3 protein-coding genes, 1 tRNA gene, 2 rRNA genes and 2 pseudogenes (1 of these 8 cut by a window edge) are annotated in these 12,996 nt (G+C 57.2%); all 8 read left to right on the top strand.

The window, feature by feature from the left end:
• Positions 1 to 1,848 (top strand): 23S ribosomal RNA (locus tag CCGE525_RS18985) (it extends 1,081 nt beyond the left edge of the window).
• Positions 1,849 to 2,096: 248 nt separating this feature from the next.
• A 5S ribosomal RNA gene (gene rrf, locus CCGE525_RS18980) occupies positions 2,097 to 2,211 on the top strand.
• A 287-nt stretch (positions 2,212 to 2,498) separates the two neighbouring features.
• Positions 2,499 to 2,575: transfer RNA gene (locus tag CCGE525_RS18975), tRNA-Met, on the top strand.
• A 1,355-nt stretch (positions 2,576 to 3,930) separates the two neighbouring features.
• Positions 3,931 to 6,381 carry a phosphoketolase family protein gene (locus CCGE525_RS18970; RefSeq protein ID WP_120705637.1) on the top strand — a complete coding sequence of 817 codons (2,451 nt, stop codon included), beginning with the start codon at positions 3,931 to 3,933 and terminating at the stop codon, positions 6,379 to 6,381.
• 33 nt (positions 6,382 to 6,414) lie between these two features.
• A complete protein-coding gene (locus tag CCGE525_RS18965; protein WP_120705636.1) occupies positions 6,415 to 7,734 on the top strand; it encodes a glucoamylase family protein in 1,320 nt (439 codons plus the stop codon).
• 205 nt (positions 7,735 to 7,939) lie between these two features.
• Positions 7,940 to 8,592, top strand: a pseudogene (locus tag CCGE525_RS18960) (CBS domain-containing protein).
• Positions 8,593 to 8,733: 141 nt separating this feature from the next.
• Positions 8,734 to 11,243 (top strand): annotated as a pseudogene (locus tag CCGE525_RS39855) (glycogen/starch/alpha-glucan phosphorylase).
• Between the two features lie 34 nt (positions 11,244 to 11,277).
• Entirely contained in the window at positions 11,278 to 12,975 is a 1,698-nt protein-coding gene (locus CCGE525_RS18950; protein ID WP_120705635.1) for an ABC transporter ATP-binding protein/permease, read from the top strand.
• The last annotated feature ends 21 nt before the right edge of the window (positions 12,976 to 12,996 follow it).

Below are 12,996 nucleotides of genomic sequence, written 5' to 3'. Positions count from 1 at the left end.
TCCGAATACCGGGAAGTACTACCAGGCAGACACACGGCGGGTGCTAACGTCCGTCGTGAAAAGGGCAACAACCCTAACCTCCAGCTAAGGTCCCCAAGTCATGGCTAAGTGGGAAAGGATGTGAGGATCCCAAAACAACCAGGATGTTGGCTTAGAAGCAGCCATCATTTAAAGAAAGCGTAACAGCTCACTGGTCTAGTCAAGGGTCTTTGCGCCGAAAATGTAACGGGGCTAAAGCCATGCACCGAAGCTGAGGATTCCTCTTTGAGGAGTGGTAGCGGAGCGTTCCGTAAGCTGATGAAGGGATAGCCGTGAGGCGTCCTGGAGGTATCGGAAGTGCGAATGTTGACATGAGTAACGATAAAGAGGGTGAGAGACCCTCTCGCCGAAAGACCAAGGGTTCCTGCTTAAAGTTAATCTGAGCAGGGTTAGCCGGCCCCTAAGACGAGGCGGACACGCGTAGTCGATGGGAACCACGTTAATATTCGTGGGCCTGGTGGAAGTGACGGATTGCTCAACTTGTAAGGTCTTATTGGATTGATCTTGCAGGGACGCGGTTCCAGGAAATAGCTCCACCGTATAGACCGTACCCGAAACCGACACAGGTGGTCAGGTAGAGTATACCAAGGCGCTTGAGAGAACTATGTTGAAGGAACTCGGCAAATTGCACGCGTAACTTCGGAAGAAGCGTGACCCTTATGTACGCAAGTATGTGAGGGTGGCACAGACCAGGGGGTAGCGACTGTTTACCAAAAACACAGGGCTCTGCGAAGTCGCAAGACGACGTATAGGGTCTGACGCCTGCCCGGTGCTGGAAGGTTAAGAGGAGGGGTGCAAGCTCTGAATCGAAGCCCCAGTAAACGGCGGCCGTAACTATAACGGTCCTAAGGTAGCGAAATTCCTTGTCGGGTAAGTTCCGACCTGCACGAATGGCGTAACGACTTCCCCGCTGTCTCCAACATAGACTCAGTGAAATTGAATTCCCCGTGAAGATGCGGGGTTCCTGCGGTCAGACGGAAAGACCCCGTGCACCTTTACTATAGCTTTACACTGGCATTCGTGTCGGCATGTGTAGGATAGGTGGTAGGCTTTGAAGCAGGGACGCCAGTTCTTGTGGAGCCATCCTTGAAATACCACCCTTATCGTCATGGATGTCTAACCGCGGTCCGTTATCCGGATCCGGGACAGTGTATGGTGGGTAGTTTGACTGGGGCGGTCGCCTCCGAAAGAGTAACGGAGGCGCGCGATGGTGGGCTCAGACCGGTCGGAAATCGGTCGTCGAGTGCAATGGCATAAGCCCGCCTGACTGCGAGACTGACAAGTCGAGCAGAGACGAAAGTCGGTCATAGTGATCCGGTGGTCCCGCGTGGAAGGGCCATCGCTCAACGGATAAAAGGTACGCCGGGGATAACAGGCTGATGACCCCCAAGAGTCCATATCGACGGGGTTGTTTGGCACCTCGATGTCGGCTCATCGCATCCTGGGGCTGGAGCAGGTCCCAAGGGTTTGGCTGTTCGCCAATTAAAGCGGTACGTGAGCTGGGTTCAGAACGTCGTGAGACAGTTCGGTCCCTATCTGCCGTGGGTGTAGGAATATTGACAGGATCTGTCCCTAGTACGAGAGGACCGGGATGGACATATCTCTGGTGGACCTGTTGTCCTGCCAAGGGCATAGCAGGGTAGCTATATATGGAAGGGATAACCGCTGAAGGCATCTAAGCGGGAAACCCACCTGAAAACGAGTGTTCCCTATCAGAGCCGTGGTAGACGACCACGTTGATAGGCCGGGTGTGGAAGTGCGGCAACGCATGAAGCTTACCGGTACTAATAGCTCGATTGGCTTGATCGTTCCCATTGCTCGTGCTCATCAAAAGATGAGTGTCCAAAGACGTGTTCAATAAACAAAATCCAGCTTCTCAAACATCCATGCAAAAGCATGGCTACGATGTGCTCCCTGTCGCCTCAACTTCGAGGTGTCCGGATGCTCAGCGCAGGTCCCCTTCGAGCGACAAGCGAGAAGGAAAGGCATCTGCGCCAGAGAAGAGCAACTTGTTAGTCCATGCGGACCGCATGGACTAACAAGTTGCGCTTCGCTGACCTGGTGGTTATGGCGGGGTGGCTGCACCCGTTCCCTTTCCGAACACGGCCGTGAAACGCCCCTGCGCCCATGGTACTTCGTCTCAAGACGCGGGAGAGTAGGTCACTGCCAGGTCTGCTAAACGCAACTCATCTAAAATCTTCTCGTCACTAAAACGGCCTAGCCGTGTTACAATAGGCCGCTAGCAAGCGGCCTTTGTCGCTTCTGAAAAGCACTTATACCTCGGCTCCGAAATATGGTGCCAAGGGAACACACGATAAACCCTCCGGGTTTACGTGGATGACGCAAACCGCAAACGGCTTGCTCAAGCTCCGACGAACCCTTTGGGTTCGCTCAGGGCGGACAAACCGCAACGCGGTTTGCTCGGGCGCGATAAACCGCTTAGCGGTTTACGCTGGTAACGCGGGGTGGAGCAGCCCGGTAGCTCGTCAGGCTCATAACCTGAAGGCCGCAGGTTCAAATCCTGCCCCCGCAACCAAATACAAAATGCCCGCGTACAGCGGGCTTTTTTGTGTTTGGTAACGGGTCGAGGATTTAACGCCTTCTCAGGGGCCCGCAAGGAGGCAAAGCCCACCAAGCGGGACAGAAAACCCCAAATTCCGCCCCCAAAACCAATCCTTCCCCTCAAGTCCGACATCCGCGGGCTTTCCAGTATCCCACATCACATCATCCCCAAGATCCTACCGCTGGCCCGAAGACTCCAGCGCCGCTCGTCGTGCTTGAGACTGCGCTCGCCCTTAACGAACGGGGTGGGATTGCCCAAATGCTCGCGCGTGGGCGCAACCAGCGTCTTTGTCGTAAAGGAAGTGGATGCCGAGCCCACCGGATGTCGACAGCATGTCAGAGGGAGGAAAATAAGGGGCACCAAGTAACATGCAGGCCTCCCAATTATCGTCCAGCAAGAAATATTCACGGTTAGATGGTAGCATCTCTTATGTGATGATACCCGTAGCATCACGTATGCTCTATCGCCGTGGACGCCGATTGAGTGCGGAATTACCAAAAACCGAGGCATTCGGGCTTCCAGCAAAACTTGATCCAACAGCCCGCTGGACCGTTCGAAGCAACAAAGGGACAAATCCTGCCCCCCGAAGCCTATATTCCAATATTATCAACACTTTATCGGCCTCCCGTGCGGGGGCCAATGTCGTTTCTGCAAGCGGCATGCGGCTCGTCTTTCCGGCCTGCCATGCAACAACGCAGCCTCTGTCATCAGTCTCGGCGCCTGCCTCACTCGCGCGGAAACGCGTTGCGGGAACCGATTGCGGAACCGTTGCAACAGGTTTACTTTAGATTTTTCTGATGATATCACGCTGGGTTGTGGGGGAATTGGACTAATATGCACGTTATAGGTGTGACAACGATGGGAGCTTGTCAAACCGCCATCTGACATGGGCGACGGACAGGCTGCCAATCAACCGGCAGCCAAGTTTTCATGTTCGATACCATGAAAGCGGCTCTTGTCATCGACGATGAAGTGTCGGGCTTGCCGGTGAGGGCGACTTGATCCGGACGCGGAATTTTTCAATGGAACATTTGGGTTGACGGCCAACCTGACGCTTGACCCTGACGACAGAGCCGGCGCTTTCGCTTTACCCCCAGTAGCGCGCCTGCTCATAAGATTTGGAGCAATGTCCTCTGCGAACGGTGAGGGCTCATGAAGCCGAGCACGCCCTTTTATTCCAAGGAGTGAGTGCCTGGAGAGCACCGCCGCCTCTTTCCTCCGGATGGAAGAGGGCAAGACCGACGGTCATATAGTGCCGAGACAGCATAGGCTTGCGTGACAACAAACTGAAGAGATTCTGCATTGCCATTTTGGGCGGGGAGGCTCAGATGACTTCACTTGAAACCGCAGTGATGAAAGAGACAGCTTCGGGCAAGACCCCGTTGTCAGCCGAGGAACTTCGCCGGATGGACGCCTACTGGCGGGCGTCGAACTATCTTTCGGTCGGGCAGATCTATTTACTCGACAATCCGTTGCTTAAAGAGCCGCTGAAGCGGGAGCATATAAAGCCGCGCCTTCTAGGCCACTGGGGAACGTCGCCCGGCCTGAACATGCTCTATGTGCATCTGAACCGTGTGATCAAGCGCGACGATCTCAACATGATCTATGTGATCGGGCCTGGCCATGGTGGGCCATCATTGGTCGCGCATGCCTACCTGGAGGGGAGCTACAGCGAAGTCTACCCGAATATCGGCCAGGACGGGGAGGGCATGCAGCGGCTGTTCAAGCAGTTCAGCTTTCCCGGCGGCATCCCGAGCCACGTCGCTCCCGAAACGCCTGGAAGCATTCACGAAGGTGGTGAGCTGGGCTATGCCCTGAGCCATGCCTACGGCGCGGCGTTCGACAATCCGGATCTCATCGTCGCTTGTGTCGTCGGCGACGGGGAGGCGGAAACGGGGCCGCTTGCCACGGGATGGCACGGCAACAAGTTCCTCAATCCCGCCCGCGACGGATGCGTGCTGCCGATCCTGCATCTCAACGGCTACAAGATCGCCAATCCGTGCTTCCTCGCTCGCATTCCCGAGCAGGAGCTGCGGAAATTCTTCGAGGGCATGGGGTATGCGCCGCTGTTCGTGGGAGGGCATGAGTCCGACAAGGTGCAGCAGCAACTGGCGGCAGCCATGGACACCGCCGTCGCAGAGATCAAGAGGATCTGGTCAGAGGCCCGCGAAAAGGGCAACCTCAAACGGCCGGCTTGGCCGATGATCGTCTTCCGCACTCCCAAGGGGTGGACATGCCCAAGCGAAATCGATGGCAAGAAGTGCGAAGACTATTGGCGAGCGCATCAGGTTCCGATGGGCGACATGGATAAGCCGGAGCACATCGAGATCCTTCAACAATGGATGAAAACATACAAGCCTGAAGAACTCTTCGACGAGAACGGCAAGTTCCGCACCGAATTTGCCTCGCTGGCACCCACCGGTCATCGCCGGATGAGCGACAACCCGCATGCAAACGGTGGTCTGCTACTGCGCGATTTGAAGATGCCGGACTTCCGCGACTACGCCGTCTCGGTGCCGAGCCCCGGAGCGACAACGACGGAATCTGCCCGGGTCATGGGTAAGTTTCTGCGCGACGTCATGAAGCTGAATCTGAACAGCAAGAACTTCCGGCTGTTCAGTCCTGATGAAAACAATTCCAACCGCTGGCAGGACGTGCTGGAGGTCACCGACCGCTGCTACATGGCGGAGATTTATCCGGAGGACGATCACTTGTCACCCGATGGCCGCGTGATGGAGGTACTGAGCGAACATCAGTGCCAGGGCTGGCTGGAAGGGTACCTGCTGACGGGGCGCCACGGCTTCTTCTCCTGCTACGAGGCCTTCATCCACATCATCGACTCGATGTTCAATCAACACGCCAAGTGGCTAAAGGTGTGCAACCACATTCCCTGGCGGCGGCCAATCGGCTCGCTGAACTATTTCCTGAGCTCGCATGTCTGGCGGCAGGATCACAACGGGTTCAGTCATCAGGATCCGGGTTTCATCGACCATGTGGTCAACAAGAAAGCCGAGGTGATCCGCGTCTATCTGCCGGCGGATGCCAACACGCTGCTTTCCGTCACCGACCATTGCCTGCGCAGCCGCAACTACGTGAACGTCGTCGTGGCTGGTAAACAACCGGCGCCGCAATGGCTCACCATGGACGAGGCGATCAAGCATTGTGCCGAGGGCCTCGGCATTTGGGAATGGGCCAGCAACGACAAGGGCAGCGAACCCGATGTCGTGATGGCATGCTGCGGCGATGTTCCGACACTTGAGACGCTGGCTGCGGTGCAGTTGATCCGCGAGCACCTGCCCGAACTGAAGGTGCGTGTCATCAACGTCGTCAACCTCATGAAGCTGCAGCCCGCGAGCGAACATCCGCATGGACTTTCCGATAGCGATTTCGATGCGTTTTTCACCAAGGACAAGCCGATCATTTTCGCGTTCCACGGATATCCCTGGCTGATTCATCGCCTGACTTACCGGCGCACCAACCACGACAATCTGCACGTTCGAGGATATAAAGAGGAGGGAACGACCACGACACCGTTCGACATGGTTGTTCTCAACCAGCTCGATCGCTTTCATCTTGTCGAAGACGTCATCGATCGGCTGCCGCAACTCGGCGCCCGCGCAGCCTACTTCAAGCAGGCGCTCCGCGGGAAACTCATTGAGCACCGGCAGTACATCGAGGAGCATGGCGATGACATGCCTGAGATCAGCGGCTGGAAATGGGGCGTCAAGAGTACGGAGCAAGGGAAGGGAACGACTTCCACGGAAGGTGACAACGCGTAGTTGGTATCGGAGCCACTTGTTGGGTGCCTAGTCATGTCAGAATTGCTGTCAACCGATGCCGATCTGAACCGAATGCCGACCGATGAGGATCTCGGCCGCCTTCAGTTCACGACGTTGCTTTACTATCTCCAAAGCACCAACCCGGACAACGGGTTGGTGCGCGACAAGACGCAAGCGGGCGCACCGGCAAGCATCGCCGCCATTGGCATGGCGCTTGCGACTATTCCGGTCGTGGTCGAGCGCGGTGTCGTCATTCGCGAGTTTGCCGCCAAGATCGCCCGGCGGCGGCTGGAATTTTTGATGCATTGTCACCAGGGGCCGGAACCTGACGCCTCCGGTTACAAGGGCTTCTTCTATCATTTCCTCGACATCGAGACAGGGCGGCGGGTCTGGCAGTGCGAATTGTCGACCATCGACTCGGCTTTTCTGTTTGCCGGCGCGTTGACCGTCGCCACCTATTTTGATGGGGACTCGGAAGATGAGGTGAAGGTCAGACAACTCGCCACGGCGCTTTACGAGCGGGCGGACTGGAACTGGGCATGCGACCACGGCGCGACGCTGACCCATGGCTGGCGACCGGAAAATGGTTTCATCCCCTATCGCTGGCGCGGCTATGACGAAGGCTTGCTTCTCTACATACTGGGACTTGGTTCACCGACCCATCCGTTACCCCCGGAAAGTTATGCGGCCTACACGGAAAGCTATGAGTGGCGAAACATCTTCGGGCGCGAATTGCTTTATTCCGGTCCTCTCTTCACGCATCAGCTTTCGCATATGTGGATCGATTTCCGAGAGATTCGCGATGAATTCATGCGGGATCATGACAGCGACTATTTCCAAAACAGCCGGCAAGCAACCTTCGTACAGCAGGAATATGCGATCCGAAATCCCTTGGGGTTCGAAGGATATGGCGAGCACTGCTGGGGATTTACCGCAAGCGACGGCCCCGGCTGGCTGACCAGGGATATTGGCGGTGTGCGCCGCGAATTCTTCGACTACGTCGCACGGGGCGCACCGTTCGGGCCGGACGACGGCACCGTATCACCCTGGGTCGTCGTCGCATCCCTTCCGTTTGCGCCTGAGATCGTCATTCCAACTGTCCGCAATTTCGCTGCCCTGAAGCTTGGGATGACGCGGCTCTATGGCTTCAAGCCATCCTTCAATCAGACGTTCAAGGATGAGAATAGCCCGACGGGGTGGTGGATCAGCCCTTACCATTTTGGGATCGATCAAGGGCCGGTGGCGCTGATGATCGAGAACTATCGAACCGGTTTCCTCTGGAAACTGATGCGCAATTGCGAGCCCATCGTCCGTGGACTGCGCCAGGCGGGATTCAGCGGCGCGTGGCTGTAGAAAAATTCGGGGTCGCCGTCCGCGCTGGGATTTCCGCGGTCGGCGCCGAAGGGGATGGCCCGCCTCGATGGCTTCGGGTAAAGGCAGGTGCGTTCTTACTCTTTTCTACTTACACGTGCTTCGCCGGTGTTGCCGGTGTTACCTCGGGGGGCTATATTGCAGATAGCAAGTTTGTAGCTCGGATTTATAGGTCGGAGTTGACGCGATGCTTGTAAAAGACGTGATGAAGCAAAGAATTATCAAGGTCTCGCCGGACAACAGTGTCAAGCAGGCCGCAGAGCTCATGCTGGCCAATCATATCAGCGGTGTCCCGGTTATCGACGATGAAGGACAATTGGTTGGCCTCATCACAGAGGGGGATCTGTTGCGGAGGTCCGAGTTAGGTCATCGAACCATGGCCGACGAGTCGTTGTCTCCGGAGGAGAGGGCCAAGACATACATCAAGAGCAACGCATGGAAAGTCGCCGATGTGATGAGCCGCAATCCGGTGTCCGTCGAGGAGGACACGCCGCTTGCGCGCGTCGCTAACCAGAGCACGGCATCAAGCGCCTTCCCGTGTTGAGAGCAGGCGCCATGGTCGGCATTGTGAGCCGCGCGGATCTTCTCCAGGCGATCATCTTCGCCAAGCCCGACGAAACGGCTCCTGGTGACGAGGCGATCCGTCGCAGCATCATGATCCGCTTGAGCGAGAATACCGGCCTCGAAGGACAGGATCTGACGGTGACTGTGGCAAACGGCCTGGTACATTTGTGGGGAAATGTCTCGACGGAGGAATGCCGGAAGGCGGCGCGCGTCGCAGCCGAGAGTGTCCGCGGCGTCGCCGGCGTCGTGGATCATTTCTCGAAGAACGAGACCTAAAGAACAGAAGAGGCTCCCGGATTTTTGGAGACCCTGGCAACCAGAGTGCCGGAGCTGCTAACAAATCAAGCGGGCCCTCGTGAATGCGGGAACCAATTACAACTGCCGGAATGTCTTCCAGGGCACGGCGAGGGGGGGAGCATGAGCGGCGAGAAGGCGGCTGTTCAGCCGCAGGGTTTGAAGTCTGTTACCTCCACGCATCTTCCCGAACAGTATGGCTGCGGTCCGATCCAATTCAGGGGAAGCCATGATGGGCTTTATGAGCGTCATTTGCTTTTCGACAATGTCATCGCTCCCGAGAACGCAGGAAACCGCGAGCGATATGAGGCGATTGCCCGATCCGTCAGGGATGTGCTGTCGCAGCGCTGGCAACGGACCGAACAGACCTACAACAGGGAGAACCCGAAGCAGATCTACTATCTGTCGATGGAGTTCCTGATCGGGCGGTCCCTCAGCAACAACATCCTCAACCTGCGGCTTGATCCCCTCGCCAAGCGGCTCTTCGACCAGGAGCATATCGACGAGCTGGCCATTCTTGCCGAGGAGCCCGACGCGGGATTAGGTAACGGCGGGTTAGGGCGGCTCGCTGCCTGCTTCCTGGACTCGATGGCGACGATGCAACTGCCGGCGATGGGGTATGGGCTTCGCTACGAGTACGGGATTTTCAAACAGACGATCGTCGATGGCTGGCAACGCGAACAGCCGGACAACTGGCTGCGCCGGCCGGATCCCTGGGAGGTCGCTCGCCCTCAGGAAGCCGTGGAAATCAAACTCGGCTGTTCCTTCGAGGTCCGCGGCGGGAATTTGAGGGTCGCCGTCGGGATGCCGTCCCGCCTGCTCGGCATACCCTACGACCGCCCGATCGTCGGCTATGGCGGCGGGACCATAAACACGCTGCGGCTTTGGGCGGCCGCGACGCCGGAAGGCTTTGATTTCCAGACGTTCGGCGCCGGTGAGTTTGTCAGCGCGCTCGCCCAAAGGCTGACGGCCGAGACGGTCACGCGGGTACTTTACCCCGACGATTCGACGAGCATGGGTCAGGGCCTGCGGTTCGTGCAGGAATATTTCCTGGTCGCATGTTCGCTTGCCGACCTCGTCCGGCGGTTTCGTTCGAATAATTCGGATTGGCATTCTCTGCCCGATAAGGTGGCGATCCAGCTCAACGACACGCATCCGAGCCTGGCAGTCGCGGAACTGATGCGTATCCTGCTCGATGACGCAGATCTCAGCTGGGATGATGCCTGGGATCTGACCAGGGCTTGCCTCGCCTACACCAATCACACGCTTCTGCCTGAGGCACTGGAGAAATGGCCACTGCGGTGGTTCGAATTGATGTTGCCGCGTCATCTCGAGATCATTCTGGAAATCGATCGTCGCTTCAGGGAAGAGATACTTGCCCGCTTCCCCATGATCAGGGCCTGGTCGAGCGGGCGAGCCTGATCGAGCATGGTGGCGAACGCCTGGTGCGCATGGCTCATCTTGCCATCGTCGGTTCGCACAGCACCAATGGCGTTGCCGAGATCCATTCGAGACTGCTGCGAGAAACTACCGTCAAGGACCTCGCCGGGATATTCCCCCACCGGTTCAACAACAAAACGAATGGCGTGACGCCCCGACGCTGGCTGCTCATGTCCAACCCGGAGCTCGCCGGTTGCATAAACGATGCCATCGGCGAGGGGTGGATCACCAACCTCAGCGAGCTGGAAAGGATGAAACCGCTCGTCGATGACAGTGGTTTTGTCGATCAGGTCCGGGAGGCCAAGCGCATGGCCAAGCACCGCTTTGCCGGATGGCTGAAATCGAGCGCCGGCATCGTCGTCGATCCCGGCGCGATCTTTGACAGCCAGGTCAAACGCATTCACGAATACAAGCGGCAATTATTGAACGCACTGAGGATCGTTGCGCTCTACAATCGGATCCGCGAAAATCCCAACCTGGATATGGCGCCGCGCACCTTCTTCTTTTCCGGTAAAGCCGCGCCCGCTTACAACGTGGCGAAACTGATAATCAAATTTCTGAATAATCTCGCCGGCACGATTGACGCCGACCCTCAGATGCGTGGGCGCCTTAAGGTCGTCTTCCTGCCCGACTACTGCGTCTCAGTGGCGGAGCGCCTCATCCCCGCCACTGACGTTTCCAACCAGATCTCGACGGCCGGATACGAAGCGAGCGGCACCAGCAATATGAAGTTCATGATGAATGGCGCGTTGACGATCGGCACCCGCGACGGGGCCACGATCGAAATGGCCGAGGCGGCGGGCGAGGAAAACTTCTTCCTGTTCGGCCTGACGGCCGACGAAGTCGCGGGGAGCCGCGGCTGGTATAGTCCTCATTGGCACTACGACAACGAACCGGAGATCCGCGCGGTGCTGGACCTTATCCTGTCCGGTCATTTTTGCCGTCACGAACCCGGGGTTGTGGATGCGCTGCGCAATATCCTCCTGACAAGCGGCGATGTCTTCAGGCATTTGGCCGACCTCACCTCATATCTGGAAGCGGACCAGCGCTTGCAGTCTCTGTACAACGATCCTCGAGCATGGACTCGCAAAGCGCTGCTCAACATCGCAAGCTCCGGGAAGTTCTCAAGCGACCGTACGATCGCCGATTATGCGGCCGAAATCTGGGATGCGAGACCCTGTCCTGTTCCTTGATTCGTGGTGAATGGCGATAACAGCAGGGGCGAGCATGAGCCAGCAGCATATTCCGCTTAAGTTGACGGCAGGCAGGTTCGTCCGCGCAGTCAAGATCTTTATGACATCAGATGTAGGCGGAAGAGCCAAGTTCCTATTTTTCGCTCTGGTCGCTCTCTTCGGCGGCATCAGTGCTCTGAACGTCGTCAATAGCTTCGTCGGCCGGCATTTCATGACCGCCATCGCCGAAAGGCAGACAGCCGAATTCATTCGCCAGGCCATCCTGTACACCATGGCTTTCGCGGCATCGACTGTCGCCTCGGTGATCGCCAGGTTCGCGGAGGAACGGCTGGCCTTGCTCTGGCGGGAATTTCTGACACGCCGCGCTATTGGTGTTTATATGAGCGGGGGGACGTTTTACCGCGTCGGGATTCTGGGTAAGCTCGCACATCCTGACCAGCGGATCGCCGATGATATCAACACCTTCACTATCACGACCCTTTCTTTCGTATTGATGCTGTTGAACAGCGCTTTGACCGTCTTGACCTTCTCAGGCGTGCTTTGGCTCATCAGTCCGCTGCTGTTCATCGCGGCTGTGGTATACGCAGCCACCGGATCCTACATGACAATCGTATTGGGTCGCCCCCTGATCAGGCTGAGCTATGATCAGCTCGACCGCGAGGCTGCATTCCGTTCCGGCCTGATCCGCGTGCGCGAGAACGCAGAATCGATCATGCTTGGGGGAGGAGAGCAAAGGCACGCCAATCTCTTGCTGAGGCGTTTCGACGAACTTGCCCTGAACTTCAGGCGCATAATCGTCATCAACCGCAATGTCGGTTTCTTCACAACGGGCTACAACTGGATGACTCAGATCATTCCGGTTCTCATCATCGCCCCGGCATTCATTCGAGGCGACATGGAATTCGGCGTGGTTACCCAGTCTGCAGCCGCCTTTGCGATGCTCGTCGGTGCGTTTTCATTCATTGTCAGCCAATTCAAATCGATTTCCAATTTCGCGGTTGTGGTGGCGCGTATCAGCTCCCTGATCGACGCGATCGAAGAAGCTGCTCAGCCAATAAAAACCGACCTGGAGGTCGTAGAGACCGATGGAAACCTTGCCTATGAGCACCTCACGCTCACGTCGCCGGGCGGCCAGGCGTTACTGAAAGATCTTTCGACGATCTTTCCGGCTGACACACGCGTCGTTGTGGTGGGAGGCGACCATGGAGGAGCGACCGCGCTGTTCCGCACAACGGCAGGAATTGGCACGTCTGGAGAGGGACGAATCATTCGTCCGCCACGCGATCGGCTGCGTTTTCTCGCGCAACGCACCCAGCTCGCTCCTGGAACCTTGCGGCAGATAATGGTGCCAGCAGAACAACAAGGCGAAGTGTCCGATGATCAGATCCTTGCTCTCCTCAAGCAGCTCGGATTTGTCCGCGTTCTGACCGTTGATGATCTCGACAAGGAGTGCGACTGGTCGAGTCTATTGTCGCCACGCGAACAACAGATCGTGGCGATCGCCGAGGTGCTTATCGCGGGCCCTCGGTATGTTCTTTTGGAAAATGCAGATGTGATCTTCGGTAACGAACTGCTGCGCGATATCCTCGGACTGCTTGCCGAGCGAAAGATCGCCTGCGTCAACTTCGCTGACATGAGTACCCCGCAGGAGGCATATGATGCCGTGCTCGAGTGCCATGCGGACGGATCCTGGAGGTGGATCAATCAAGGAGAACACTCCGTGGACCAGTGACTGACTTCCTCCATGGAATTG

Origin of the sequence: Rhizobium jaguaris, assembly GCF_003627755.1 — a bacterium.
Lineage (GTDB): Bacteria > Pseudomonadota > Alphaproteobacteria > Rhizobiales > Rhizobiaceae > Rhizobium > Rhizobium jaguaris.
This window is presented reverse-complemented; position numbering and strand designations above follow the sequence as displayed.